Annotated in this window: 27 protein-coding genes and 1 other RNA gene; 16 read left to right on the top strand and 12 right to left on the bottom strand. The window is 59.4% G+C overall.

Annotation, left to right across the window (positions count from 1 at the left end):
• Window positions 1–71: 71 nt before the first annotated feature.
• The 4 genes from QMG79_RS13300 to QMG79_RS13315 are packed head-to-tail and all read right to left on the bottom strand — an operon-like array spanning window position 72 to window position 3,276.
• Window positions 72–1,166, bottom strand: a complete 1,095-nt coding sequence (locus tag QMG79_RS13300) for an NAD-dependent epimerase/dehydratase family protein (RefSeq protein ID WP_283539065.1) — start codon at window positions 1,164–1,166, stop codon at window positions 72–74.
• Window positions 1,167–1,190: 24 nt separating this feature from the next.
• Window positions 1,191–2,078, bottom strand: coding sequence for a glycosyltransferase (locus QMG79_RS13305; protein ID WP_283539066.1), 888 nt, complete (start codon window positions 2,076–2,078; stop codon window positions 1,191–1,193).
• A gap of 44 nt (window positions 2,079–2,122) precedes the next feature.
• Entirely contained in the window at window positions 2,123–2,536 is a 414-nt protein-coding gene (locus QMG79_RS13310) for a DUF2304 domain-containing protein (protein WP_283539067.1), read from the bottom strand.
• Window positions 2,533–3,276, bottom strand: a complete 744-nt coding sequence (locus QMG79_RS13315) for a glycosyltransferase family 2 protein (RefSeq protein WP_283539267.1) — start codon at window positions 3,274–3,276, stop codon at window positions 2,533–2,535. The genes QMG79_RS13310 and QMG79_RS13315 overlap by 4 nt, the downstream gene beginning before the upstream one ends.
• 181 nt (window positions 3,277–3,457) lie before the next feature.
• On the opposite strand from QMG79_RS13315, the gene QMG79_RS13320 reads away from it, so the two are divergent.
• Window positions 3,458–4,774 (top strand): polysaccharide biosynthesis protein, encoded by a 1,317-nt coding sequence (locus QMG79_RS13320; protein ID WP_283539068.1) that lies wholly within the window; start codon window positions 3,458–3,460, stop codon window positions 4,772–4,774.
• Window positions 4,775–4,858: 84 nt separating this feature from the next.
• Here the strand turns inward: QMG79_RS13320 and QMG79_RS13325 are convergent, their stop codons facing one another.
• Both QMG79_RS13325 and QMG79_RS13330 read right to left on the bottom strand, forming a co-directional pair.
• Window positions 4,859–5,989: a glycosyltransferase family 4 protein gene (locus tag QMG79_RS13325; RefSeq protein WP_283539069.1), complete on the bottom strand. Its 1,131-nt coding sequence runs from the start codon at window positions 5,987–5,989 to the stop codon at window positions 4,859–4,861.
• 71 nt (window positions 5,990–6,060) lie between these two features.
• Window positions 6,061–7,875, bottom strand: coding sequence for a GH25 family lysozyme (locus QMG79_RS13330; RefSeq protein ID WP_283539070.1), 1,815 nt, complete (start codon window positions 7,873–7,875; stop codon window positions 6,061–6,063).
• A gap of 139 nt (window positions 7,876–8,014) precedes the next feature.
• On the opposite strand from QMG79_RS13330, the gene rfbB reads away from it, so the two are divergent.
• The 15 genes from rfbB to ssrA all read left to right on the top strand — a co-directional run bounded on the left by rfbB (window position 8,015) and on the right by ssrA (window position 21,098).
• A complete protein-coding gene (rfbB, locus tag QMG79_RS13335; protein ID WP_283539071.1) occupies window positions 8,015–9,013 on the top strand; it encodes a dTDP-glucose 4,6-dehydratase in 999 nt (332 codons plus the stop codon).
• A 4-nt stretch (window positions 9,014–9,017) separates the two neighbouring features.
• Window positions 9,018–10,424 carry a sugar nucleotide-binding protein gene (locus tag QMG79_RS13340; RefSeq protein WP_283539072.1) on the top strand — a complete coding sequence of 469 codons (1,407 nt, stop codon included), beginning with the start codon at window positions 9,018–9,020 and terminating at the stop codon, window positions 10,422–10,424.
• Between the two features lie 309 nt (window positions 10,425–10,733).
• Window positions 10,734–11,960 (top strand): TadA family conjugal transfer-associated ATPase, encoded by a 1,227-nt coding sequence (locus QMG79_RS13345; RefSeq protein WP_283539073.1) that lies wholly within the window; start codon window positions 10,734–10,736, stop codon window positions 11,958–11,960.
• Window positions 11,957–12,811 (top strand): type II secretion system F family protein, encoded by an 855-nt coding sequence (locus QMG79_RS13350; protein WP_283539074.1) that lies wholly within the window; start codon window positions 11,957–11,959, stop codon window positions 12,809–12,811. The genes QMG79_RS13345 and QMG79_RS13350 overlap by 4 nt, the downstream gene beginning before the upstream one ends.
• On the top strand, window positions 12,808–13,749 hold the full coding sequence (locus QMG79_RS13355; protein ID WP_283539075.1) for a type II secretion system F family protein: 942 nt from the start codon (window positions 12,808–12,810) through the stop codon (window positions 13,747–13,749). The genes QMG79_RS13350 and QMG79_RS13355 overlap by 4 nt, the downstream gene beginning before the upstream one ends.
• 132 nt (window positions 13,750–13,881) lie before the next feature.
• Window positions 13,882–14,085 (top strand): hypothetical protein, encoded by a 204-nt coding sequence (locus QMG79_RS13360; RefSeq protein ID WP_502934749.1) that lies wholly within the window; start codon window positions 13,882–13,884, stop codon window positions 14,083–14,085.
• Window positions 14,086–14,133: 48 nt separating this feature from the next.
• Complete coding sequence (locus QMG79_RS13365) at window positions 14,134–14,526, top strand: TadE/TadG family type IV pilus assembly protein (protein ID WP_283539268.1); 393 nt, start codon at window positions 14,134–14,136, stop codon at window positions 14,524–14,526.
• Window positions 14,527–14,596: 70 nt separating this feature from the next.
• Complete coding sequence (locus QMG79_RS13370; RefSeq protein ID WP_283539077.1) at window positions 14,597–14,980, top strand: hypothetical protein; 384 nt, start codon at window positions 14,597–14,599, stop codon at window positions 14,978–14,980.
• Window positions 14,977–15,456: a pilus assembly protein TadG-related protein gene (locus tag QMG79_RS13375; protein WP_283539078.1), complete on the top strand. Its 480-nt coding sequence runs from the start codon at window positions 14,977–14,979 to the stop codon at window positions 15,454–15,456. Before QMG79_RS13370 ends, QMG79_RS13375 begins: the two co-directional genes overlap by 4 nt.
• A 79-nt stretch (window positions 15,457–15,535) precedes the next feature.
• Entirely contained in the window at window positions 15,536–16,651 is a 1,116-nt protein-coding gene (gene prfB / locus QMG79_RS13380; RefSeq protein ID WP_283539079.1) for a peptide chain release factor 2, read from the top strand.
• A 197-nt stretch (window positions 16,652–16,848) separates the two neighbouring features.
• Window positions 16,849–17,628, top strand: coding sequence for a cell division ATP-binding protein FtsE (ftsE, locus tag QMG79_RS13385; protein ID WP_283539080.1), 780 nt, complete (start codon window positions 16,849–16,851; stop codon window positions 17,626–17,628).
• Entirely contained in the window at window positions 17,625–18,539 is a 915-nt protein-coding gene (gene ftsX / locus QMG79_RS13390; protein WP_283539081.1) for a permease-like cell division protein FtsX, read from the top strand. The genes ftsE and ftsX overlap by 4 nt, the downstream gene beginning before the upstream one ends.
• A 28-nt stretch (window positions 18,540–18,567) precedes the next feature.
• Window positions 18,568–20,067 carry a M23 family metallopeptidase gene (locus tag QMG79_RS13395; protein ID WP_283539082.1) on the top strand — a complete coding sequence of 500 codons (1,500 nt, stop codon included), beginning with the start codon at window positions 18,568–18,570 and terminating at the stop codon, window positions 20,065–20,067.
• An 84-nt stretch (window positions 20,068–20,151) separates the two neighbouring features.
• The gene (gene smpB, locus QMG79_RS13400; RefSeq protein WP_283539083.1) at window positions 20,152–20,622 is read left to right on the top strand and encodes an SsrA-binding protein SmpB; all 471 of its coding nucleotides are present in this window, start codon (window positions 20,152–20,154) and stop codon (window positions 20,620–20,622) included.
• Between the two features lie 107 nt (window positions 20,623–20,729).
• Window positions 20,730–21,098: a transfer-messenger RNA gene (ssrA, locus tag QMG79_RS13405) on the top strand.
• Window positions 21,099–21,251: 153 nt separating this feature from the next.
• Here the strand turns inward: ssrA and QMG79_RS13410 are convergent.
• The 6 genes from QMG79_RS13410 to hisN all read right to left on the bottom strand — a co-directional run bounded on the left by QMG79_RS13410 (window position 21,252) and on the right by hisN (window position 25,287).
• On the bottom strand, window positions 21,252–21,620 hold the full coding sequence (locus QMG79_RS13410) for a hypothetical protein (protein WP_283539084.1): 369 nt from the start codon (window positions 21,618–21,620) through the stop codon (window positions 21,252–21,254).
• Window positions 21,621–21,747: 127 nt separating this feature from the next.
• Window positions 21,748–22,149 carry a fluoride efflux transporter FluC gene (locus QMG79_RS13415; RefSeq protein ID WP_283539085.1) on the bottom strand — a complete coding sequence of 134 codons (402 nt, stop codon included), beginning with the start codon at window positions 22,147–22,149 and terminating at the stop codon, window positions 21,748–21,750.
• Window positions 22,143–22,610, bottom strand: coding sequence for a fluoride efflux transporter FluC (locus QMG79_RS13420; RefSeq protein WP_283539086.1), 468 nt, complete (start codon window positions 22,608–22,610; stop codon window positions 22,143–22,145). The genes QMG79_RS13415 and QMG79_RS13420 overlap by 7 nt, the downstream gene beginning before the upstream one ends.
• Window positions 22,607–23,323, bottom strand: a complete 717-nt coding sequence (locus tag QMG79_RS13425; protein ID WP_283539087.1) for a metal-dependent transcriptional regulator — start codon at window positions 23,321–23,323, stop codon at window positions 22,607–22,609. The genes QMG79_RS13420 and QMG79_RS13425 overlap by 4 nt, the downstream gene beginning before the upstream one ends.
• A 30-nt stretch (window positions 23,324–23,353) precedes the next feature.
• Entirely contained in the window at window positions 23,354–24,109 is a 756-nt protein-coding gene (locus tag QMG79_RS13430) for a class I SAM-dependent methyltransferase (RefSeq protein WP_283539088.1), read from the bottom strand.
• Between the two features lie 365 nt (window positions 24,110–24,474).
• Window positions 24,475–25,287 (bottom strand): histidinol-phosphatase, encoded by an 813-nt coding sequence (gene hisN, locus QMG79_RS13435; protein WP_283539089.1) that lies wholly within the window; start codon window positions 25,285–25,287, stop codon window positions 24,475–24,477.
• Window positions 25,288–25,348: the final 61 nt, after the last annotated feature.

Raw genomic sequence — 25,348 nt, forward strand, 5'->3', positions numbered from 1 at the left:
CACGCAGTTCGCGTGGCCATCGGCATCTCTGTACCTACTCCGTCAAGCTGGTTCGGCAATGAGCCAGCAAGTCAGTAGGGCTTAACGTCGGGCTGGGCATCAATCCAGCTAGCCAGTCGCTCTATCCCGGCCTCCAGGTTGTATTGCGGGACCCAGTCAAGCGTCTTTCTTGCATCTTCCACGTCCGCCCATGCGTGCCTGACGTCACCTTGCCGGTATTGGCCAGTGACGTGCGGTTCCGGAGCACCGTAGTGCTGGGCGATGATGCGTGCTGCAGTTCCGATGGTCTGGAACTCCCCGGACCCAATATCCATCGGTTGCGCCTGCACGGTGGGGGAGAGCGCACCAGCAACAATTGCAGACGCGACATCGTCTATCAGAACAAAATCCCTTCGGACCTCTCCGTCCTCATAGAGGGGGATGGATTTCCCGCCCATGGCTATCCTGCAGAACAGGCTCATGATGCCGGTGTAGGGGTTAATCAGCGATTGTCCTGGTCCGTAGACATTCTGCAGGCGCAGGATGACTGTCTGCACGCCGTACGACTTTGCCCAGGCCTGGATGATATTTTCCTGCGCCAGCTTTGTGGCGCCGTAGACACTTACCGGCGCAGGAAAAGTTCTCGACGCTTTCATGGGTTCGGGTGTCGACCCGGGGAAATCCCACTGCTGTTCGTCCAGTGTTTCGCTGGTCCGCTGACCGGGGTAGAAACTTTTCCCGTCGATATCTGTCCAAGCACCCTCGCCGTATACTGCGCGGCTGGAGGAAAGCACTATCCGGCGCGGCAGCTTGCCGTGTCGGTTGAGGCCATCGAGCATTTGCGTGGTGCCCACCACATTGGCTTGGGCGTGCCGGGTGGACTCCTCCAGGGATTGCCCGGTACCTGTCTCAGCAGCGAGGTGGATAACGACGTCGGGAGTTATGTCCGAGAGGACTTCATCCCATGTGTCGGGGGAAGTGATGTCGGCCTTAACGAGCTCGGCTCCGTCAGCGAGTTCCGCTGGACGTTGGCCTGAGGCGTGGATCTGCGGGTGAAGGCTGTCGACGACAATGACTCGGTCGAAGTTTTCTACCAGAGCAGGCGAGATGGCGCAGCCGATAAAGCCGGCGCCGCCAGTCACCAGGACCGTGCCGCGAGCCGTAGGTTCCGGGGTGGAATGTGTCACAGGTGACCTTTCGGTGTAGTGGATTCAGATGCCAAAGGAATGGCGAAGTAAGACTTTGGCTGCCGAAAAATTACGGGAGACGATGGCTTTTGGCAACAAGACCAGAGAATGTGCCCGAGATGTCAGACGAAGCTTTGCCGCCCTCGAAGCCTTGCGCCATCCGTTCTCGTCGGCCTGTTGTGCCGAGACGGTGAAGTATTCCCTCTCTCCAGCAAAGCGTGACCCGTCGACAAGCTTGGTGGAAGAGGCACTGTTGGAGTGCCGTCGGTAGGAGAAGCAAACCGTTGGATCCAGGACCAAGAGATCACCCTGGTAGACCATGTCCATAACCAGGGCAAGGTCCTGGATGATGGGGAATCCGTCTCGGAAATCGACACTCCGGATCTTCTCGGTACGGAACGCCAGCGAGGGCCAGTAGAGCCAGTCACCGTGCATAAGGTTTGCAGCGAGATCCTCACCCGCGAGAATCTGCTGTCCATTTCCACGCGGACGAACGATGCGCTGCTTTACGGCATCGACAAGTGTGCTCACCACTTTGCCGTTTTCATCAATAATTTGGACACCGGGCTGGATGATGGCGGCATCAGGGAACTTCCGGTGTACTCCCATAACGACATCCACAAAGTTTGGCAGCAGGATGTCATCGCAGCCCAGAATCACCAGCATCTCCTGCGACGCCATGGAAACGCAGGTGCGGTAGTTTTCGGTGATCCCCTGATTGGTGTCTTTACGGATGTAGCGGACCCGCGAGTCGTGGATGTCAGCCATGAACGTGGCAATCTCATCGTTGGGATAGGCATCGTCTACGACCGTCAGGAGCCAGTCGTCTGATTCCTGCGCCAGAACGCTCCGGACTGTCTGTTTCATGTATTCTGGCTCGCCCCAGTAGGGAACGAAGATGTCGAGGGGCATGTATATATCACTTCTGTCGGAGCGGATGATGCACTTCCAGCGGATCACTGATCGCTGGGTTCCTGCAAGCCTTCGGAACGGGAATAATCTGTGGGCGCGGCCATGGTGTCCAGCCGGGTTTCAAGCCGCTCTATGTGGGCGCGGAGAATTGCGGCTTCTTCCGCAAGGGTTCTGGTTTCATCCTCCACAACTGAAATTTCCCATGAAAGGTGGAGACAGACGCCAAGGGCCAGCAGAATGCTCATTGCGAACAGCAGGTTCGAGGGGACTTGAACGCCGACCATCCCTGCAATGATGGCCAAGAGCTGGGGAAAGGCTGCAAGCACCAGGGTGGCTAGGCCTACTACAAGCCAGAGTGCGGCGTATTTTTCCCTGAGCTTCTTTCGTCGCAGCATGTCGATGACAACGACGACAATGAGCAGGGCCAGCACGAAGGCTGCCAAAACAGACAAGGTCATGCCTTTACGGTGGGGGATTGGTCGTAGCGCTGGGCAGATGGCCGCCGTGTCAGGGCGAAGAGGAGAGCAAAGACGGAGCGTCCGAGGTAGATCGCTGACTTTATCGGGTTGTGGCTGGGAGTCCCACCCTGGCGCGGGCGCATTTCCACGGGCACCTGGGTGATCCGGCATCCAGAGCGGATAGCAACCACGAGGGAATCAATCGTGTCACCCAGGTATTCAGCTGGATAGTGATCGATGAACTGGTCAATTCCCCGGGCATTTGCTGCCTTGAAGCCTGACGTCACATCGGTCAGTCGGGTGTGGGCAAGGCCGGAGATGACCTTGGCCAGCAACACCATTGCCCAGCGGCGTGGCCCGGACACTTTGTAGGAACCACGGTCGGCGAACCGAGCCCCGATGGAAATATCTGCCTCGCCCAGTCCAGCAAGTACACGACTTATTTCCTTGGGATGGTGCTGGCCGTCAGCGTCCACCTGGATGACGGCGTCGTAGTTATTTCGCTTGGCATATTTGAAGCCGGCACGCATTGCTCCACCTACGCCCAGGTTGAAGGGAAGCTCAAGCACAACCGCTCCAGCCGCGGTAGCCACGGCCGACGTCTGGTCGGTTGAACCATCGTTGACCACCAGGACATCGTAGGAGTCCTGAAGTGCCAGGACTTCCCTCACTGTGTTGCCCACAGACTCAGCTTCGTTCCAGGCTGGCATGATCACCAGGGCGCGAGTGTAGGGACGCATCGACATAGTAACCAATCTATACCAGAGCCCGGTCCGGAGAGTCAGTCCGGTGGGACTCCGCGCGCCTAAGCCGTGTGGCGCCTCACGTCGGATGGACTGCCGGGACAATTGGGTGTCTGCAGGACAGGAGTGCCAGCGGATGAGTGTCTTGGTCCAGGAAAGCACCATTTAGACTTGGCTCATGACGGACCCAGCATCGCTTTCTGAGAATCAAAGCCCGGGTGCTTCCCTGAGTAATCAGCGGACGGAGGTCAAGAGTCCCGCGATTGCTGGACGTCAGGCTGCCTCCGTGGGCCTTGCCTCCCTGATGGCGGCAGCTTCAGGGTATGTGGTGATCTGGTTTGCGCCGATTGTCCTGAGCAAGGCAGACAATGCTGAGTTCCTAGCCTTCTGGTCCGCGTTATTCCTGTTGTTCGGGGTCATTGGGGGACTGCAAACAGAGGTCATCCGATCGTCCAGTTATTTCACGTCCGCGTCTCCCGTGGCGAGAAGCGCAAAACCGGTACGCCTGCTCAGCGTGGTGGCAGGACTGGCTGCCTGCGTGGCAGTGCTGGTGTTGGCGACGGGTCCGCTGTGGGGTCCTGCGGTTCTTGGCACCCGCTGGTGGCTCCTCTGCCTCGTCCTTGCTGGTGCGGCGGCCCTGTTCTGTTTCCACAGCGCTCTGGCCGGAGCACTCAGTGGCCAGCAGAAGTGGGGGCACTTTTCCGCGTTGATTGCCGGTGAGGCCCTGTTACGCCTTGTGGTGGTGATCGCCATCGGAGTGCTTGCTGCATCAACGAGTGGTCTGGCCGTGGGTGCCGGTGCTGGCGCCTGTGCGTGGGTTGTTCTGGTTCTTCTCAGCGGTCCTGCACGCCGGGCCCTGGCCACGCCCCTTGATGTGAGAGTTCCTGACTTTCTGCGCAAGGTTGGCCACGCCAGTATGTCCACGGCAGCGAGTGCGGTTCTTGTAGTGGGGTTCCCCATCTTGTACCGAATCACCACGTCAGAGGCTACTTATCTTGCCTCCGCGCCGCTCCTTCTTGCCATCGTCCTCACCCGTGCGCCGCTGATGGTGCCGCTGGGTACTTTTCAAAGCGTCGCCGTGTCGCATTTTGTTCAGAACCGCGATGCTGGTCTTGCCGCTATGCGGCCCATTGCGCTTGCCTTAGCTGGAGTGGCTTTCGTTGGCTCTGTTGCGGCCTACTTCTTGGGACCGTGGCTCATGAGCTTGCTGTTCGGGGCAGACTATCGGGTGGATGGATGGGTTCTCGCTGGACTGATGCTGGCAGCCAGCGTCTTGGCCCTGCTGACGCTCACCGGCGGCATGTGTGTGGCCCTAGATCGCCACCGTGTATCCTCAGCCGGCTGGGTCAGTGCTAGTGTCGTGGCTTTTTTCGTTCTGCTGTTGCCTCTCGGACCGGATCTCCGAGCCGTGACAGCGTTGGTGGTTGGGCCGGTCGTAGGTCTGATCATTCACGTCACGGCACTGTCTCGCCGTACCCGCACTGTAGTTCGTTGACGTGCCGTCCTCACAACGTAGTCGTACCTGGTGTTCTCAAATCGAGATTCTGGCCTGGGGCCGGCGAAAGTGAGAGATCCACGCTTACGATGACGCTGCATAGCGGTAGGCGTCTACGTGCAGATCAGCGCATCGCTGCCATGTGAATTTTTGGACTTGGGCCAGGCCCAGAGACTGCAGCTGCTCTGTCCGCCCAATGGCACGAACAATCGCGGCTGCCATGGCGTCAGCATCGGTCGGATCAAAGAGCTCTGCTGCGTTACCAACAATTTCTGGGAGCGATCCCGCGGTTGAGCAGGCCACCGGGCATCCCGATGCCATCGCTTCCAACGGGGGCAGGCCGAAACCTTCGTAGAGGCTGGGGAACACCATGCAGGCGGCGCTCCGGTAAAGCTCGCGAAGTTCGTTTAGGGGGACCAGCCCACGGATTTCGACGTTGCGAGGAACATTTTCCAGGCTTTCCAACGCTCCTCCGGTAAGGATGAGTCGCAGGTCTGGGTGCGTAGTCTCCAGCAGCCGCATTGCGTCGAAGAGGCGGGCGTGATTTTTGTGCTTCCATCCCCGAGCCGGGTAGAGAATAAATCGGCTGTCACGAGGTTCAAGATTGGCTGTGAAATCGTCGGAATTTACTCCCAGATGGGCAATGAAGATCTTGTCGGGATCGATACCCAGATTTCGGACGATGCTCTGCTTTGAAAACTCGCTTATGGTAACTACCGCCTCGGCTTCCTTAGCTGCCTGTTCGTAAAAAACCCGGCGGTAGAGCTTGTCTGCTGCACCGAAGAGCTCGGGAAGATCTAGGTGTTGAAGATCGTGCAGGGTCTGGACAAAAGGCACGCTGCGAGGAGGCTTGGGCAATGGCACCGTTAGAGGAGCGTGGTAGACATCCATGGGAGCCATGGAGCGGAGAATCCTTCTTCGTCCGAACGTTCCGGCGGCCAGCGAGGCGATCCGGGCTGCAGAGCCTGGTTTGCCGAACCGTCCCGGGATGACAATTTCGGCCGTTGGTGCCGAGAATCCATGGGCTGCTTGGCTGACGTAGCTCGTGACGTTCACCCGGGACGATCTGCCCAACGCGTGGACAATTTCTCGTGCGTAGGTCTCACTCCCACCCATTCCGCCGGGCACAAGCGTAAGCAGAGAAATACCTACGTTGAGGGGCTCGTTCAGGTGGTCGGCGCCGGCGGCGAGTGATGTGTCGTCGGGAGTAGTCATGATCGGTATCCTAACGTCCCGGCGGCCCTACCTGGGTCGCCGGGACATTGGCATAGCCTCGATGAGGCAGGTCAGGGCAGGATGGCGTCGACGCTCAGCCGGGAGAGACTGTTGGTGAGTTGCCAGCTGCCGTTACGAACAATGCCTAGTGTTGACGTCCTGTTGCCGTCCCAGTCGCCGGACACTGGAGTGTCGCTTCCGACGCCGAACCAGACCATTGTTGAGACGCGAGGATTGCGGACCTGGTTGCTGAGCCACCACTCACCGTTGCGCCAGACGCCGATGCCGGCTTTGCCGTCTCCGTCCCAGTCGCCGACAAGTGGGGTATCAGTGGAAATACCGAAGATCGACATCTCGTCGACCGTAGGTCGTGCGATGTTGTAGGCAACCTGGAAACTCGACTTGCGCCAGATCCCGATGGAGTCACGGCCCGAGCCGTTCCAGTCGCCAACAAGGGGCTTATCAGAACCGATCCCGAATTCAACCACGCGGGTTATGGAAAGAGTCCGAATATCGTCGACCAGCCACCAGTAGCCGTTGCGGACAATACCGATTCCACCTCTGCCATCACCATTCCAGTCACCAGCAACTGGTTTGTCACCGGGATCGCCATAGCGAAAACAGCTTCTGGAGGATGTGGGGAGCTGAACGCACCAAAGACCATCCTTAAACCACCCGGCGTAGGTTTTTCCATCGCCTCCCCATTTACCGGTGATAGATGTGGCGCCTGCTGGCGGATTCAGTGGTTGATTGTCTGGAGAAGACGCGAGCTGGCGAAGTTGTTGGAGCGAACCGTTGAACACATTTTGGTCCCCCGGGAACGTGGCCCTAACGGTTTGCCCTGCGTCGGCGTAATCATTTGCGTACTGCCAGATCGTGTATGCGGGCCAGCCGCCCGGAATCCTCGGCGAGTTGGTGTAGTAGGACGCAAGCCAGAGCGGGTTGGACTGGCTGAATTCGGTGGTGTTACCAACACAGTCCTGCCAGAAGTAGTAGCTCGTGTAGATCATGGCTTGCTTGTTGGTCAGCGACTTGACGGTTCGCGTGAAATCCCGGATCCACGTGGCCATCTGGGACGCGCTGAGCCCGTAGCATTTCGCCCCGTAGGGGTTATCCTCAATATCCAGGACCGGAGGCATGGTGGCGCCGTCGGCACTCCACTGACCGCCGTTCTGAACGAAAAACGCAGCCTGGGCCGCGCCGGCGGATACGTTGGGGAGAGCGAAGTGGTAGGCGCCCCGGATTAGCCCTGCCGCCTTAGACCCGTTGTACTGCGATGTGTAGTTGGGGTTCTTGTAAGCCACGCCTTCTGTTGCTTTGATATAGCCAAATTTGGCTCCGTTGTTGCTTACCACGGACCAGTTGACGGTGCCCTGCCACGAAGAGACATCCAGTCCTAGGGGCAGGCCTTGCGTGCCTGCGGGTTGCTCTGGAACGGTGGCCTCTTGCCCTGGAGCTGCCAAGAGTTCCGGCTGACTGCGGCGCTGCGCATCCATGGGCGGATTGAGACCTGCTTTACCCATCGAGGCAGAGCCCGGCGTTTGCTTAGCGGTATCCGAGGCCTGTGCGGGTTCGGAGGCCTGTGACTCTTGAGGAACAGCCGGGGCGGATACCTTGGGTGCTGGCGGCGTTGCGGCTTTGCTTGGCGTCGTAGCCGGTGTGGCCTCCGGCTTGGGTGCCTCCGGCTTGGGTGCCGACGGCTTGGTGGAAGATGCGGTGGCTTTTGCGCTAGGTGCCATGGGCACTGCCGGTGAAGTCGAGGTGGTGCCAGAGACCGTTGGCGCCGGGGATGGTGGGCTGGCGACTGGATTGCCGGGAAGTGCGCCACCCAGGCTCACGGATCCCGCCAGCGCAAGGGTTGTTAGCAGTAGAAACGGACTATGCACGGTACTCCAGGAGACTATGGGGGCGGTGAGGCTGAAGGTGCCTCTGGGAAGAGAGTAACTAATTGTGCGGCAAGTAACCACGACGAGCGATTGAGGTCGACAGGAGAAACGGCCGATATTCTCCCGATATGCTGGCTGCATGCAGAGACTTCTTGTTACCGGCGGGGCTGGATTTATTGGTTCCAATTTTGTTCATTTTGTGGTGGAGCACACGGATCATCTGGTGACGGTGCTGGATAAGCTCACCTATGCGGGGAATCTGGAGTCTTTAGCTGGTCTTCCTGCAGAGCGTGTCACGTTTGTGAAGGGCGATATTGCTGATGCGTCAGTGGTCGATCCGCTCGTTGCCGCGTCCGATGTTGTGATTCACTACGCTGCGGAGTCCCATAACGATAATTCCCTGCATGACCCGCGCCCGTTTCTCGATACCAATATCATCGGAACCTATGTGTTGATTGAGGCGGCACGTAAGCATGGGAAGCGTTTCCACCACATTTCCACTGACGAGGTCTACGGGGACCTGGAACTCGATGACCCTGAGCGGTTCACGGAGGAGACCCCGTACAACCCATCGAGTCCGTATTCGTCTACGAAAGCTGGATCTGACCTGCTGGTGAGGGCGTGGGTCCGTTCTTTTGGGTTGCAGGCCACGATCAGCAACTGCTCGAATAATTACGGCCCTTATCAGCATGTGGAGAAGTTCATTCCGCGGCAGATCACTAACGTCCTTGATGGGATCCGGCCCAAACTTTATGGCAAGGGAGAGAACGTTCGGGACTGGATCCATGCCAATGACCACTCCTCGGCGGTTTTGGCGATCATTGAGAAGGGCCGGGTTGGGGAGACGTACCTGATTGGTGCCGATGGTGAGAAGAACAACAAGGATGTTGTTGAACTGATCCTCACCCATATGGGTCAGCCAGCTGATGCTTATGACCATGTGGTGGATCGGCCAGGGCACGACATGCGTTACGCGATCGATTCGTCCAAGTTGCGTGATGAGTTGGGCTGGAGCCCCAAGTACTCGAATTTCGACTCCGGGATCGAAGCCACGATCACGTGGTATCGGGAGAATCAGGACTGGTGGCGTCCGCAGAAGGCCGCCACGGAAGCCAAGTACACGGAACAGGGGCAGTAGGGACATGTCGATCGAGTTCTCCAAGAAGCTTACTTTCCACGAAACTCCCATTCCGGGCGTCGTCCTTTATGACCTGCCGGTTCACGGTGATAACCGTGGCTGGTTCAAGGAAAACTGGCAGCGCGAGAAGATGGTCGCTCTGGGTCTACCTGATTTTCGGCCGGTCCAGAACAATGTCTCCTTTAATGAGAAGGCAGGGACCACTCGGGGCATTCATGCTGAGCCGTGGGACAAGTTCATTTCTGTAGCCACCGGGCGGATTTTCGGCGCTTGGGTTGACCTACGCGAGGGCCCGTCCTTCGGTGCTGTTTTTACCGCCGAAATGGACGCAAGCCAGGCGATTTTCATTCCCCGTGGAGTGGGCAACGCCTTCCAAACGTTGGAGGACAACACCGCCTACACCTATCTGGTCAACGATCATTGGTCTGCAGACGCCCAGGGTCAGTACACATTCTTGAACCTTGCCGATGAAAGTGCAGCCATTGTCTGGCCGATCGGTCTGGAAAGCGCGGAACTCTCGGAGAAGGACAAGGCACACCCGAGACTGGTAGATGTTGTTCCCATGCCGGGGCGTAAAACGCTGGTGATCGGCGCCGACGGCCAGTTGGGCAAAGCGCTCCGGGAACTTTACGACGGCGACCCATCCGTGGAGTTCGCGGCCCGGGCCGAGTTCGACCTTACCAACGCCTTGGCGTTCACCGATCGTAACTGGAAGAACTACTCCACGATCATCAACGCGGCGGCCTACACAGGCGTAGACACTGCCGAGACTCCGGAAGGCCGCAGGGCTGCGTGGGACATCAACGTCACAGCTGTCGCTGCCCTTGCGCGGACCGCCCTCGAGCATGACCTGACTTTGGTGCATATCTCCTCGGACTACGTTTTCGACGGCGACCGCGACAATCACCACGAGGAGGAACCCTTCAGTCCGCTCGGTGTCTACGGGCAAACCAAAGCGGCCGGAGACGCGATTGTCAGCGTTGTTCCCCGTCACTACATTGTGAGGACCAGTTGGGTGATTGGCGCGGGAAACAACTTCGTCCGCACTATGGCATCCCTGGCCGAACGGGGCATCGAACCCTCAGTGGTCAACGACCAATTTGGCCGGCTGAGCTTCACGGAAGACATCGCCGCGGGTATCAAGCACCTGCTCGAAACGGGGGCCACTTCCGGCACCTACAATTTCTCCAACGACGGCGACCCGCAGTCTTGGGCAGAAATCGCCGCGGACGTCTACGAACTCTCCGGCAAACCACGCTCATCAGTGACAGGCGTCAGCACAGCGGAGTACTTCAACGGCAAAGCCGCAGCACCACGGCCTCTGAACAGTGGCTTGGACCTGAACAAAATCAAGTCCACCGGCTTCACGCCCCGTAGCTCACGCAGCAGGCTCGCAGCATACCTGGCTTAGTTCTGGATCCCTTCGTGATCTGAAACTAAACCACGGACATGGCTTCCATCGGTTGATGGGGGCTTTTTCCGTCTCTCGCTTCTTATGGCGCTGCCGTTTGTGGCGCGGAGTCACGAAGGTCTTCTCGCCTGGGCGGAGGAAATAAAGCTCGAAAGTCTGATGCCCCTGGTGGTGAACAAGTCTCGTGTGACTGATGGTTCGCGTCTATCCACATAGATGTATCCGCACCCTAGTCAGGCTCCCTACGGATCCCTAAGCTGAACCCACATTGCGCCGCCGCTGCGGCCCAGCCGGTCGAGGGGATGTCCCATGGATGCTGTGGAGATAGTGGAAGACGAGGTCCGCGAGCTCATTCGGCGCCGGGGCCTTGATCCGCTCTTGCAGCATGGTGAGGTTCGTCAGTTGGTCGCGGCAGCCGTCTCTGATTATGACGATCGGACGCTGCTGGGGCCGCTGCCGCCCTTGGGATCTCTTGAAGGAGCCCGTCGGTGGATTTTTAATGCCGTCGCCGGCTACGGAGCACTTCAGCCACTTCTCGATGATCCCACCATTGAGGAAGTATGGATCAACGCACCTCGCGAGATTTATGTCGCCAGAAATGGGGAGTCTGAGCTCACCTCCCTAAGCCTTACCGAACAGCAGGTGCGTGATCTTGTGGAGCGCATGCTGAAGAGCTCCGGGCGGAGGCTGGACCTTTCGTCCCCGTTTGTGGACGCTTCGCTGCCGGACGGCTCACGACTCCATGTCGTGATCCCAGATGTCACTCGGCGGCACTGGAGCGTCAACATTCGCAAGTTTGTCGTGAAAGCATCCCGGCTAGACCATTTGGTAGAACTGGGCACCCTCAGTCCGCACGCCGCAAAGTTTCTTGCAGCAGCGGTTGCCAGCGGCCTCAACATCCTTGTCTCGGGTGCAACGCAGGCAGGCAAGACCACAATGCTGAATTGCCTGGCTTCGAGCATTGGCAGCAGGGAACGCGTGGTCACTGTTGAAGAGATTTTCGAGCTGCAGTTTCCACTTCGGGATGTTGTTGGTCTGCAGTGCCGGCAACCAAATCTTGAGGGGCAGGGTGAGATACCGCTGCGACGCCTTGTCAAAGAAGCGCTACGGATGCGTCCGGACAGGCTCGTTGTGGGAGAAGTTCGGGAGGCGGAGAGCCTGGATATGCTGATTGCCCTCAACAGCGGTCTTCCCGGGATGTGCACCGTCCACGCAAATTCTGCCTACGATGCCGTGACGAAAATTTGCACGCTGCCGCTCTTGGCTGGCGAAAATATCTCGAGCGCCTTCGTCGTCCCGACTGTTGCCTCGTGCATCGACCTCGTGGTGCATTGCAGCCGCAATGTGAACGGCAGCCGGCAGGTCACGGAAATTCTCGCTCTTGGACGAAGAGTCGAAAACGGAATCATCGAATCCTCGATGGTCTTTTCCGTCCAGGACGGACTGTTGTCGGTTATGCCCAATGTCATTCCCGCCGCCGAAAAATTCTCTCGCGCCAACGTCGATGTGGCCGCACTCTTGGATTTTCGGTCATGATTCCCCTCCTGGGGGTCCTCGCAGGTACGGGCGTATTCCTTGTTTGGTGGTCGCTGTGGGATGAACCTCGCAGGCCAGCCAAACGCCTTGCCCGGCACGGGCTCCAGGACCTCCTCCTGAGCGCTGGTATTGAAAACGTCAGCGGGCGGGCCTTGGTTCTGACCTGCCTAGGGCTAGCACTCTTCGCGGGCATGACGTTCCGTGCGCTAACAGGGTCCTGGTCCATTGCGGGGTGTTTTGCCCTGTTCGGCGGGTGGGTCCCGATCGTCCTAGTCAGACGTCGTGCCCGGCGTCGCCAGGCACTGCTTCGTCAGCTGTGGCCCGACGTCGTTGATCACCTCCGCTCTGCAATTCGTGCAGGTCTGTCCTTACCGGAGGCGCTCATACAGTTGGGCCTGAAGGGGCCAGAAGAACTGCGCCCCTTCTTTATTGACTTTGCTGATGATTACCGTTCCGGCGGACGCTTCGACGCGGCCCTCAACCGACTCAAGGACCGGCTTGCTGACCCAGTCGCGGACAGAATTGTTGAAGCACTCAGGCTGACCCGCACCGTGGGCGGCTCCGACCTTGGCAGGCTGCTGGGCACGCTTGGAGAGTTCCTCCGCGAAAGCTCACGAACGCGGAGTGAACTCGAAGCCCGACAATCTTGGACCGTCAACGCAGCCAGGCTCGCTGTAGCCGCTCCCTGGCTGGTGATTCTGCTCCTGGCAACGCGGCCCGAGGCTGTCGCCGCATACAACAGTGCTGCAGGAGTCGTAGTCCTCGTTGCAGGGCTGGTGATTTCCCTGGGGAGCTATACCCTGATGCTCCGGATCGGAACCCTGCCCAGCGAAGCCCGGGTGCTCCGTTGAACGTCGAGGCCCTTGTGGTGATCTGCGGAGTTGGCCTGGGTACGGGAGTGTGGCTGATTATCGCTGGCGTGCCCGGCTCGCATCCCTTGACCTTCAGCGACCGAATCCATTCACAGCTCAAATCGCAAAGTGTTGGATCACGACTACTCCAGGCTCCGGCAGCGGAGTCCGTCCCCCCTTTCGGTCCATTGCAACGAATATTGGCACCAATCATCCGCGACGCGAGGGGATTTGTAGCCCGCCACAGCCCAGGCACGCGCGCCCTAACCCTGCGACTTGCACAGGCTGGCATCGACAAAACAGCACTTGATTTTCGGGCTGAACAATTGCTCTGGGGAGCCTTGGGTTTCGCTGCAGCCATTGGTTGCGTTGCGGTGACTGTAAGCCTAGGAAAGTTCAGCATCCTGACAGCCCTTCTGGTTGTCCTCGCGGGCGCGCTGGGAGGCTATCTGTTCCGCGACTACTGGCTGGGTGTGCAGGTGAGTCGACGCTCTGCCCGGATGATGGCTGAGTTTCCCAGCGTTGCCGAACTGATGGCGCTCGCTGTCGGTGCCGGGGAGAGCGCAGCGGGGGCGCTGGAAAGGGTATGCAACACATCGAACGGCGAGCTGTCCAGAGAGTTCACAAAGGTTTTGGCCTCGACCCGGTCCGGGGTGCCGATGACATCTGCATTGCTGGAATTTTCGGCTAGGACGGACCTGAGCCCGCTCCTTCGTTTTGTCGACGGGCTCGTGGTTGCCATCGAACGTGGCACTCCGCTTGCCGATATTCTGCGTGCCCAGGCACAGGACGTGCGTGACACTGCAAAGCGTGACCTGATGGAATCGGCGGGCAAAAAAGAGATTGCCATGATGGTGCCGCTAGTTTTTGGCGTTCTTCCGCTGACGGTTGTTTTTGCTGTCTTCCCCGGCCTCGTCGCCATCACGGTCGGATTGTGAGTGGATGCACAGCGACGGCACGAATTTTCACCAACCGGCAGCGTCAGACCCCGCATAACGAAAGAGAAGGCCACCATGAAAACAATCCAACCCATCACAGCCCTACTGCTGGCTTCGCTCTGGTGCTGGGTTATGGCCCTGGGCCAGGCTTCCAATGCTCAATCAGCCGGAAATGCGCGGTCCGGAGCCTTGGCTGATGATCCGGAGCGCGGAGACGTTCCGGGCTGGGTCATGATCACCCTCATGTCAGCAGTTCTGGTCGCAGCGCTACTGGCCATCGCCGGTCCGGCTCTGGAAGCGATGTTCAACCGGGCGATGGACACTGTGGGTGGGTGATCCATGGTTTCCGTGCTGTCGCATAGTCAGAAAGTGAATCGGCCTTCCATGATGGAGACCGTCAAGCGCTCCTCCCAGATGGGCTCCGCTGTGGTTGATTTTGTCCTTGTGGGGTCGTTGCTCACGCTGCTGTTTATGGCGATCATCCAACTGACGCTCGTCCTGCACGTACGCAATATCCTGACCGACGCCGCATCCTCAGGTGCTCGGTACGGTGCGCTCGCGGACCGTGGCCCACGTGACGCCCAGGAGCGCACTGTTCAACTCATCAACAGTGCCCTGAACAGTGATTTTTCCACCGATGTCAGGGCACAGACGGCAATCCTCGGGGGAGGGGCCACAATCGAGGTCACCGTCTGGGCGCCGTTGCCTGTGATTGGCCTAGTTGGGCCCAGAGCTATTTTTGAAATTTCTGGTCGTGCAGCGGTCCAGGCGAGATGAAGCGGGCGGACAGCCGCTTTGCGACAGTGGAATACGTCTCCGATGCCCTGCTGAGGAGGGAAGCGCCGTTGTGGAATTCTTGTTTCTGGCCCTCCTTCTGATGGTCCCACTGGTGTACTTCATCATCACCGTGAGCCAGGTCCAGAACGGCTCTTTTGCTGTGGTGGGAGCCGCAGACCAGGCTGCAAAAGTTTATTCAGCGGCCGAATATGATGCTGCTGGCGACGCAGAGGTGGCTGTGGCGACAACCCTCGCGGACTATGGGTATCGACCGGTGGATGCGCAGATGGAAATTAGTTGTGCACCTTCTGATTGCCGGGCGGCAGGGTCAGCTGTAACAGTGACGGTCCGCCTCAGAATTGCGCTCCCGTTTGTCCCATTTAGCGGTGCGCAGGGGATCACCGCTACAAATGTCAGTGCCGCCTCAACGCAGATGATGGGGAGGTTCCGATGAAAGCAGGTGTCAGTAGCTGGCAGGAGCCCGCCACAACCCAGGATGGGCGGGATAACGGTCAAATAGGAATCATGATCATCGGATTTGTGGCGCTGGCATTGCTTCTTGCCACAGTGGTCATCGCTATCTCAGGGGTCTACCTAGAACGAAAGAAACTTCTGTCAGTGGCCGACGGCGCGTCGTTGGCTGCGGCGGACAGTTTCACTCTGGGTGCGTTGGAGTCGGCAGGTGGAACGCCGTCTGCTGTCCTGGGCAGTGCTCGCGTTCAGAGCGTCGTTGCGCAGTACCTGGCTATGAGCCCAGCTGCGGCAGGACTTGAGGCGCTGGAGATTGCCAGCGGTACCGGCAGCCCAGAGGGTTCAACCGCCGTTGTTGTCCTTACTGCCACAGTCCGGCCACCCCTTGTGAATTTCTTGGTTCCGGACGGTATCAGGATCGAAGCGAGATCTACCGCACGCGCCCAACTGGTCCGCTGAGCCCTGGATGAGAGCTCACATGAAGGTTGCTACACACCCGCATTTACCTCACCGAGTGATGGCGTAGGGTTAAACGACCATGGCCACTATTGATTTTTCTGCAGAAATCCGCGCCCTTCGCGCCACCTACACGTCGATCGAGAACGTCAGCGACGTGGAAGCGTTGAAGGAAGACATTGCCGAGCTCAGTGAGCGTGCTGGCGAGCCTAACCTGTGGGATGATCCCGCCGCAGCGCAGGTCATCACGTCCCGTCTTTCCCACCGCCAGTCCGAGTTGGAACGCCTCAATCGCTTGGTGGCCCGGATTGATGATCTTGAAGTGCTGGTTGAACTTGGCCAGGACGAAGGTGACGACGATTCTATGGGGGAAGCCGCCGTCGAGCTTGAATCAGTCCGTAAGGCGTTGACCGACCTTGAAGTTGTCACGCTTCTTTCCGGAGAATACGACGAACGCGAAGCAGTCGTTTCCATCCGGGCCGGCGCTGGCGGCGTGGATGCTGCCGATTTCGCGGAAATGCTGATGCGGATGTATCTACGATGGGCTGAACGACACGGATATCCGACCACTGTTATGGATACTTCGTATGCGGAGGAGGCGGGACTCAAATCTGCCACCTTCGAAGTTAAGGCACCCTACGCTTTCGGTACCCTCAGCGTTGAGGCTGGCACGCATCGCCTTGTTCGGATCAGCCCCTTTGATAACCAGGGCCGCCGCCAGACCTCTTTCGCAGCAGTCGAGGTCATCCCGCTGATTGAACAGACAGACTCCATTGAGATCCCTGACAACGAAATCCGCGTGGATGTTTTCCGCTCCTCGGGTCCGGGCGGCCAGTCGGTGAACACCACCGACTCCGCGGTGCGGCTGACTCACCTGCCCACGGGCACCGTTGTCTCCATGCAAAACGAGAAGTCTCAGTTGCAAAACCGTGCCGCGGCCATGCGGGTCCTGCAGTCCAGGCTGCTGTTGCTCAAGAAGGAGCAGGAAGATGCCGAGAAGAAGGCGTTTGCGGGCGATGTCAAGGCTTCATGGGGGGACCAGATGCGCTCCTATGTGCTGAACCCTTACCAGATGGTCAAGGACCTGCGCACGGAGCACGAAGTGGGAAATACCTCAGCTGTCTTCGATGGCGAGATTGATGATTTCATCGATGCTGGAATCCGATGGCGGACGGATAACCGCAACGCCGAGAAATAGGTCGCCCAGACTGGGCAGGCCGCTGGGGTAGAGGCCGAGGGGCAGTGAAAACTGCGACACGCCAACCAGTTCGTGCGGTAGACCCAGAATCCCTGCGTATAGTCGAGGGGCCGGGGCTCTACTTCCCCCACCACGAATTCCCGTGCACCGGCAGCAGGACCGGCCAGTTGAGTCGCGACCGCAGGGTACTTAGGGCCATGATTCGATTTGAAAATGTCACCAAGGTCTATGACCAAAAGGCGCGACCAGCGCTGGATGCCATCAACCTTGAAATTGACCGAGGTGAATTCGCGTTTCTTGTAGGCGCGTCCGGATCCGGTAAGTCAACATTCCTTCGCCTGGTCCTCAAAGAGGACCGGGCGTCTTCCGGCGCGGTCTACGTCGCCGGACAAAACGTTGCGACCATCTCTAGCTGGCGCGTACCGCGCCTTCGTCGCGGAATCGGTGTTGTTTTTCAGGACTTCAGGCTTTTGCCGCAGAAGACCGTCTTCGCCAACGTTGCCTTTGCCATGCAGGTCATTGGCAAGAGCCGCAGCGTCATCCGCGACACAGTCCCGGAGGTCCTCAAGACAGTCGGACTTGAGGGCAAGGAACACCGTTTCCCCCATGAACTTTCAGGTGGCGAGCAGCAGCGCGTTGCTATCGCCCGCGCCGTCGTGAATCGACCAGGTATCCTGCTGGCGGATGAGCCCACGGGAAACCTGGATCCCACCACGTCCATGGGCATCATGGGAGTCCTAGACAAGATCAACCAGAATGGCACCACCGTTGTGATGGCAACCCACGACGACGACATCGTGAACGAGATGCGTAAACGCGTTGTGGAACTGCGTAATGGCGTTATTATCCGCGATGAGTCCAAGGCACTCTACACGTCCATGATTCCAGTTGTCGGAGCATCGCGTCGGCTCAAGGACGCCAGCGGTCGCGAAGACACTGCACCGCCTGCTACTCCGGGCAGCGAGGGCGCGCGATGAGACTCGCTTTCATTCTTGGTGAGATAGGCGGTGGCCTGCGCCGTAACCTTTCCATGGTGGTTTCAGTCATCCTGGTGACCTTCGTGTCACTGACCTTCGTCGGTGCGGCAGGCATGCTTCAGCTCCAGATCAACCAAATGAAGGGCTTCTGGTACGACAAGGTCCAGGTAGCAATATTTCTCTGCAGTGACGGCGCAACGTCGGCCAGCTGCGCTACGGGGCCGGTCACCGAGGAACAGCAAGCTAACCTGCAGACTCTCCTGGAATCGGCCGCTGTCACACAGTACGTCAACGACTTCACCTTCGAGTCCCAGGACGATGCCTACCGTCACTTCACGGAGCAGTTTGCAAATTCACCCATTGTCGATTCGGTGACTCCGGATCAGCTGCCTTCATCGTTCCGCATAAATATGGAAGACCCGGAGAAGTACCAGGTCATCAGCGAGATTTTTTCCTCCCAGCCGGGCGTGGAGACAGTCATTGATCAACGGCAACTCTTGGAACAGCTCTTTACGGTCATGAATGGTGCTTCCCTGGTGGCTGTCCTGGTCGCAGGAGTCATGATTGTCTGTGCAATTCTCCTTATTGCGACAACGATCAGGCTGTCCGCATTCAGCCGACGGCGGGAAACGGGAATCATGCGCCTGGTGGGTGCATCCAAGACAGTCATTCAACTGCCTTTCATCCTGGAAGGAGTCATTGCTGCGGTGGTCGGCGCGGCTCTTGCCTCCGGAACGCTGTGGGCTGTGTCAAAATTCTTCCTGGGTGACTATCTTTCCCAGCAGTACCCGGATACCGCGTTTATTTCCCCAGGCCAGACTCTTTTGTTGGCACCAGCGCTGTTGATCTTGGGTGCTTCCCTGGCAGGAATATCATCCCTGCTTACCTTGCGTAAGTACCTCAAGGTTTAAACCCGTGCGCCACGATCAAGGACCCTCGATGACATCTGCTTCTTGGCGGAGACAGCCCGCAACCATTTCCGCGGTCGGATCCGTAAAACGGACCAGGCAGCGTAATGCCCTGGTCAGTGCCGGTCTGTCGTTGGTCCTGGCCGGTGGGTTCTTCGGTGCGTCGCCTGCCATGGCGGATGAGCTTGAAGACAAGCAGGCGGCCTTGCAGGCAGAGGCTACGCGGGTGGAGCAGTCACTGGAGTTCGTGGACTCCAAAATCGCGAAGGCTGCCGGCGACCTGGTGCTCTACCAGGGCCAACTGCCAGGTGCCCAGCAGTCCCTGTTGGATGCGCAGGGGAGGGTGGCCGGTGCTGTCAAGGAATCCGAGGCGCTTGCTACGCGGGTCAGCCTGGCCCAAGAGAGCAAGGCCCAGATTACCGTGCAGCTCGCCGAGGACCAGGAACAGATTGACAGTACCAAAAAGGTCATTGGCCAGATCGCTACCCAGGCCTACAAGTCCGGTGGAGTCCCATCCAATGTCAGCCTGTTTTTTGGTTCCAAGGGAACCGCCAGCCTGACGGAGACGATGGATCTCGCCGACCAGGCGATGCGCAGCCAGAACGCCGCCATGGACAAGCTGTCGCAACAGAATGCAACCAACGTTAACTCCGCGGCTCGCCTCGAAGCGGTTGAGACAGAGATCTCCGAGCTCAAGGCCAAGGCAGATGAGGCCCTTGCCAGGGAGAAGGCCGCTCGGGATGAAGCCGACGCCAAGAAGCAGCAGGTAGACACCCTGATAGCTGATACAACACGGCTCAACGGTGAGCTTGAGGCAGCGAAGCCCCAGATCCAGGCTCAACTGGCTTCAGTCCAGACCAGCCAGAACGCTGTTGCCGCAGAAATTCAGGAGCGTGACCGTAAATTGCGGGAAGCCTGGGAAGCTGAACAGCGTCGCCTGGCCCAGGTTGCTGCAGAGCGGGCCGCTGCAGAGGCAGCTGCTGCAGCGGCTGCCCAGGCCGCAGCAGCCGCCGCCGCCGCAGCACAGGGACAGGCCGCTCCGCCACCTGCTCCGGCGCCACCTGCTCCCGCCCCCTATGTCCCGGCTCCGAGCGGATCACCGTCAGCCTTCGGGCTTCGTCATCCCTTCGATAGCGGTGTACCGATCACGTCCGGATTCGGCTGGCGCGCGACACCGGCGGGTACCATCGATTTCAACGGCACTGGAAGCTACCTCCACTCCGGAATCGACTTCGGAGCAGCCTGCGGTACGCCCGTCTACGCTGCCGCTGCCGGTGAAATCTTCTCATCTGGGTGGAACGGGAACGACGGCGGTGGGTACCGTGTGAAGATCTCCCACGGTGTGGTGCAGGGCAACTCCTTGACAACCGTCTACTACCACAACAGCAGCATTGCCGTTTCCAATGGCCAGCGGGTTGCCCAAGGGCAGCTCATTGCCTACTCCGGCAGTACCGGCAACTCGACCGGGTGCCACGCACACTTTGAAACATGGCTCAATGGTTCACCCGTGGACCCCATGGGCCTGCTGTAGGGTCGCTCCCCAGCTGTCGTAGACTGGTAACTTCTGCGCCATCTGGCAAGGATTCAGTGCTATGCCCTAGTGAGGAGTTTTACCGTGCCTAAAGAAAGTGGCCGGAAAGTTGTGGCCACCAACCGCAAGGCCCGGCATGACTATCTGGTTCTGGATACCTATGAAGCCGGAATTGCGCTGATGGGTACCGAGGTCAAGTCCCTCCGAGAGGGGCACGCGTCCATGGTGGACGGCTTTTGCACGTTCTACAATGACGAACTATGGATGGAAGCCATCCACATCCCTGAGTACAACCAGGGCAGTTGGACAAATCACGCCGCCCGCCGACGTCGTAAGTTGCTGCTCCACCGTGAGGAGCTTACGAAGATCTCCCAAAAGATCCGTGAGTCCGGGTTCACCGTGGTACCGCTGCAGCTGTACTTCGTTGATGGCCGGGCGAAAGTCGAGATTGCCGTAGCCCGAGGCAAGCGGGAGTACGACAAGCGGCAGACCCTCCGTGAGCAGCAGGATAACCGTGAGGCTCTCCGGGATATGCGGGAGCGCAACCGTCGCTAGCAGCGTCGGCGACCGTCATGGGCTATAGTAGGTACTTCGGCGGTTCACTCCGCCGGTGCATGAGATCCCTCAGTGATAGCTGGCTGTGGGGATTGGTAACAGAATACGGGGATGATCGGTTTCGACGATGTTAGTCGCGACAGGTGAAGCGGGCCGAGGATGCAGAATTATCTCGTAAACGCTGTCTGCAAACCAATAAGTGCCGAATCAAAACGCACTGACTTCGCTCTCGCTGCCTAAGCAGTAAGACAGTCCGTCAGCCCGAGGTTGCTATTGCCCCGGATCCTGGCGTCATTTAGATAGCCACTGCTACTTACCTCCGTCATCGGGGTAAGTGGGACTCTTAGATGACTGGGCCTGGATCAGCTGCCTGTTCACAAGACGGCTGGGGCCGAGAAAATCCGACGTGAACTGCGCCCGGAGAAGCCCTGACAACACGACATCGGACGGGGGTTCAATTCCCCCCATCTCCACCGGAAAGCCCCGGGATCCCATGGGATCCCGGGGCTTTTTTGTCTGCTGTACCGCGCCGCCGTCCAGAGTGAGTGTGTTCATGGATGGTGCTTCCCGGCGTGGTCATCACTGCCGGTCGACAAAGCCGGACAGGCCTCGCCGACGTAGGACTACTGCTACAGCTCTTCCATGGCATCCACGACGCCGACAAAACGGTTCCCGACGCCGTCGAACTCGCTGCGTACTGCTCCGGCGGGGAGTTCGGGGACTTCGTCCTTTGTATGGTGTTCACATGCCACGAAAGTAAAGTCTGGCCACCACTTCTTAGGCCGCATGGACTCCGCGTACCCGCAGGCAGCGCACTGAAGGTGGACCCAGACGGGCCGCTTGCCGGTGCGGTTTGCTCTCGACTGAACCAGCCACGGTGGCGGTGCATCAAGGATGGCAGCGAGGTCCGCTTCGCTGATCCGCGGCGGGATGCCATGGCGATGGGCCATCTCCAAGGGGACATCAAGGGCTATTGCTGCATCACGTCTGGTCATCATCACTCTCAAGGATACGGGAGTGGGGGTGCCGCATGCCAAGGCAGGGGATACGTGGCAATGAGAACCACGTTACGGCGATGAGGATGGCGTGGACAGGCCATCTGCTGCGCTCCTCGCCTTCTTGTTGTTATGCGGTGATGAACAGACCCAGTGCAGCAGCACCAAGGCCCAGAATAAGATTGCTGGCCAGGTTAGCAGTGGCTGCAAGAATCCGTGACTGCGACAGCAGCCGCACAGTGCCAGTGGTCCAGGAGCTGAAGGTTGTCAGGCCACCAGCCAGGCCTGTTGCCAGCGCGGTGCTCCATTCGTGTCCGAGCTGCAGTTGTGCGGCCCCGCCCATGGCGAGCCCAATAATCAGGGAGCCCACCACATTCACTGCCAACGTAGCCCAGGGCCAATCAAGGAGCTGCCTGCGAGGTGTCGTCGCACCAGATGTAGTGGCGGTGAGGCCGGCAAGCCACGTGTCCAGGCTAAAACGCAGCAGCGCCCCTGCAACACCGAAGAGGCCCACAAGGCTCGCCGTCAACACGCCCGCTCCGAAGAACGCTGGCGTGTGCCCCACCGCTTTCCCAGAGTCCAGCCGGCGCCAGCTGCAGCGAGCCCCAGAATCACCGATCCAGCCAGGTAGAGCACGGCCACTAGGAAATTACCTGTCCGTGTCAGCTGATCCGCGGCATAGACCACTGCCGAGAACGTGGTGAAGGATCCAAGTAGACCTGGACCAACTCCCGCCCGCAGCCAGAGTGGGACTGTTGGCGTGGCGATCCAGAAGGTGGTGAGGGCAGCGAGCACGAAGCTGCCTGTTACGTTGATCATCAGTGTTGCCCATGGAATCTGTCCAGGCAGGTCGGACCAGAGCAGCCCGACGATGTAGCGGAGTTCACTCCCGAGGAGGGCCCCGCCAGCAACCGCCAGCCAGATTCCGGGGGCTGGCCACGTGATCGGTGGCCGCTGGCGACTATCTGCCGAGGGTCCCTTGCTGCTGGTCAACCGGCGTTCCGCACTATGCACCCGGAGTGTGGTTTTTCGCTGTGCACCCACAGCGCCGCAGTGATCTCATCTGCAAGGTCGATGTCGCGGACGTCCTCTCCGCTGCCGATTCGCACAACCATTGCTCCACCAAATGGTTTGCGGCCCATCACTTCAACCGCCGAGTCCAGGTTGATGTTTTCTGCTGCAAGGTAGCGAAGGAGGTCGGGGTTGTCATCGCTGATCCGTGTGATCCTTCCGGTGTGTCCTGGGTCCAACTCTTCCATGGCGGATGCCACGGGTACGTCGACCACTCCATCCGCACTGGGGATGGGATCGCCATGGGGATCACGCAGCGGGTTGCCAAGTTTGGCTTCCATGCGGTTGATGAAGGTGTCTGAGACCGCATGTTCCAACAGTTCTGCCTCATCATGGACCTCGTCCCAGCTGTATCCGAGTTCCTGGACCAGGTAGGTCTCGATCAGCCGGTGCCGGCGGACCATGGACAGGGCAAGGGTGGTGCCGGGTGCCGTAAGCCGGATCGCGCTGTAGGGCTGGTGATCTACCAGGCCTTGGTCCTTGAGTTTGCGTACCATTTCCGAAACCGATGAATTGGCAACCCCAAGTCGCTGGGCGAGCTGGGAGGACGTGATGGGTTTTTCCTGCCACTCGGTAAACGAGTAGATGACCTTGACGTAGTCCTCGATGGAGGAGGAGGGGGCGCTGGACTTCACGACATCAAGCCTACCCCTGTGTCCAGGCGACTACCTTTTTGTGGCCCGCCACGTCAACGTAAGGTAGGGCAGCTGTATTTCCATGCCTGGAGAGTGCCCCAGGTGGTCGTGCAGATACCAGCCTAAATTTGTCAGGACGGTGTCTCTGGTCGCCTTGCCTGCACGGAGGAAGTAGCTGCGGGACTGTGCAAGTGAAATGATGTCCGCAGGCGTCAGTGGATCAACCCAGCGACTGACATGGGATTCCAGAGCGCCAAATTCTGGTCCTACGGGAGGCCGTGTCTCGGGCCTGTATACATCACCGGCATGCATGATCCGCGAGAGCCTGTGGACCCAGGGAACACTTGTGTCCAGCTGGTTCCAGACCAGTCCAAGCACGCCGCCGGGCTGCAGGATCCTTGCCAGTTCGGTGCTGGCTGGGACAGGATCGCACCAGTGCCAGGCCTGGGCGACACTGACGACGTCGAACGCCGCCCCGGGAAGGCCTGTCGCCTCAGCGGTGCCTTCCATGGCGGTTGCCCGCGGATGTGCCAGGCGCAGCTGGGCCAGCATGTCAGTGGAGGGATCCACGGCAGTGACCTTGACGCCCCTGTCGAGGAGTAGTCCGGTGAACTTTCCCGTGCCGGCGCCGATGTCGGCTGCGTCCCGCGCTCCCTCCGGCAGCAGCCAGTCCACGGACTCCGCTGGATACCCGGGGCGCACCTGATGGTAATGCTGGCCGCCGTCCTCGAAGCTTTTCGCCAGGGCAATGCGACGGTTGCCCGCCAGCTTGGGTCCCGCAGCCATAACCACCTACCTAGTGTGCTTTTTCTGGAACGCGTCGTCCCATCGACGGATCAGGATCGAATCTACAGCAATACTCCAGGACGGGGCAGCGTCGGTGGGACGCAACCAGAACGGCTTGGCTATTCAGAAGCTGGTGCAGGGCGCTGCACCAGCCGTTCCAGGTGTATTTGGTGTCCAGTGCGGATAGTCGCGTGTGTCGTTGGCGGGGACCCGCGAAAGATCGGGGCGCAGTATCAAGGGCTGCGACGATACTCAGGCAGGCTGTTCAGCCTTTTCCACATTAACGATCCGGCGGCGGGCCCGAGGGAGGGCCTGCCGCCGGTTGGCCCTCCCAGAGGAAGTGCGTACCTACTGCGCGCCGATTCCTAGAGAAGGTCGTCCAGGCCGGGATTGAGTCGTCGGAGAACCTCCGAATGAAGGATCGAGTTGGTGGCCAGTGCATTGCCGCCAAAGGGACCGTCCTCTCCTTCGAGGGAGGAGAAACGTCCGCCGGCCTCGACCACAATCGGCACCAGCGCCGCCATGTCATACAGGTTCAGTTCAGGCTCGCAGGCGATGTCCACCGAGCCCTCAGCAACCATGCAGTAGGACCAGAAGTCCCCGTAGGCGCGGGTTCGCCAGACGTCGTCCGTCAGCCCCAGGAACTCATCAAAGTTGCCGCGGTCCTTCCACCCAGTAAGGCTCGAATAGCTCAACGATGCATCGGAGAGTGAAGAGACATCTGAAACGCGAAGCCGGGTCGCGGAGGCAAGGGAGCGGCCCATGTATGCGCCGGCACCCTTGGCTGCCCACCACCGCTTGCCGAGGGCCGGCGCGCTGACAACGCCTACCACGGGTTCGCCCTCGTCAACGAGTGCAATCAAGGTAGCCCAGACGGGGACGCCCCTGACGAAATTCTTGGTCCCGTCAATGGGATCGATGATCCACTTGCGGGCGCCATGACCGGAGGTGCCGAACTCTTCCCCAATCACAGCGTCACGAGGGCGCGCGCGGGACAGCTGACCGCGGATTGCTTCCTCAGCTGATTTGTCGGCATCGGTAACCGGAGTGAGGTCAGGTTTGGTCTCGACCTTCAGGTCCAGGGCCTTAAATCGGCTCATGGTCTGGTCATCTACGGAGTCAGCAAGCACGTGGGCGAGGCGAAGGTCATCGTTGTAGTGCGAGGCGGGTTGAAACATACCTCCAAGCTACCGGCAAAGGGCCACTGCTCCGGGACAGCCGCGCTGCTCAAGGCTGGTT

It is taken from the genome of Pseudarthrobacter sp. PS3-L1, from assembly GCF_030063285.1.
Classification (GTDB): Bacteria; Actinomycetota; Actinomycetes; order Actinomycetales; family Micrococcaceae; genus Arthrobacter.

Bases quoted from the DNA above. Each gene is read 5' to 3' on its own strand.
- QMG79_RS13375 (WP_283539078.1), top strand. From the start codon at position 14,977: ATGAAAGCAGGTGTCAGTAGCTGGCAGGAGCCCGCCACAACCCAGGAT.
- QMG79_RS13310 (WP_283539067.1), bottom strand. From the start codon at position 2,536: ATGACCTTGTCTGTTTTGGCAGCCTTCGTGCTGGCCCTGCTCATTGTC.
- QMG79_RS13325 (WP_283539069.1), bottom strand. From the start codon at position 5,989: ATGACTACTCCCGACGACACATCACTCGCCGCCGGCGCCGACCACCTG.
- ftsE (WP_283539080.1), top strand. From the start codon at position 16,849: ATGATTCGATTTGAAAATGTCACCAAGGTCTATGACCAAAAGGCGCGA.
- QMG79_RS13410 (WP_283539084.1), bottom strand. From the start codon at position 21,620: ATGATGACCAGACGTGATGCAGCAATAGCCCTTGATGTCCCCTTGGAG.
- QMG79_RS13315 (WP_283539267.1), bottom strand. From the start codon at position 3,276: ATGCGTCCCTACACTCGCGCCCTGGTGATCATGCCAGCCTGGAACGAA.
- QMG79_RS13345 (WP_283539073.1), top strand. From the start codon at position 10,734: ATGGATGCTGTGGAGATAGTGGAAGACGAGGTCCGCGAGCTCATTCGG.
- QMG79_RS13365 (WP_283539268.1), top strand. From the start codon at position 14,134: ATGATGGAGACCGTCAAGCGCTCCTCCCAGATGGGCTCCGCTGTGGTT.
- hisN (WP_283539089.1), bottom strand. From the start codon at position 25,287: ATGTTTCAACCCGCCTCGCACTACAACGATGACCTTCGCCTCGCCCAC.
- rfbB (WP_283539071.1), top strand. From the start codon at position 8,015: ATGCAGAGACTTCTTGTTACCGGCGGGGCTGGATTTATTGGTTCCAAT.
- QMG79_RS13430 (WP_283539088.1), bottom strand. From the start codon at position 24,109: ATGGCTGCGGGACCCAAGCTGGCGGGCAACCGTCGCATTGCCCTGGCG.
- QMG79_RS13360 (WP_502934749.1), top strand. From the start codon at position 13,882: ATGGCCCTGGGCCAGGCTTCCAATGCTCAATCAGCCGGAAATGCGCGG.
- ftsX (WP_283539081.1), top strand. From the start codon at position 17,625: ATGAGACTCGCTTTCATTCTTGGTGAGATAGGCGGTGGCCTGCGCCGT.
- QMG79_RS13305 (WP_283539066.1), bottom strand. From the start codon at position 2,078: ATGCCCCTCGACATCTTCGTTCCCTACTGGGGCGAGCCAGAATACATG.
- QMG79_RS13350 (WP_283539074.1), top strand. From the start codon at position 11,957: ATGATTCCCCTCCTGGGGGTCCTCGCAGGTACGGGCGTATTCCTTGTT.
- QMG79_RS13340 (WP_283539072.1), top strand. From the start codon at position 9,018: ATGTCGATCGAGTTCTCCAAGAAGCTTACTTTCCACGAAACTCCCATT.
- prfB (WP_283539079.1), top strand. From the start codon at position 15,536: ATGGCCACTATTGATTTTTCTGCAGAAATCCGCGCCCTTCGCGCCACC.
- QMG79_RS13320 (WP_283539068.1), top strand. From the start codon at position 3,458: ATGACGGACCCAGCATCGCTTTCTGAGAATCAAAGCCCGGGTGCTTCC.
- QMG79_RS13395 (WP_283539082.1), top strand. From the start codon at position 18,568: ATGACATCTGCTTCTTGGCGGAGACAGCCCGCAACCATTTCCGCGGTC.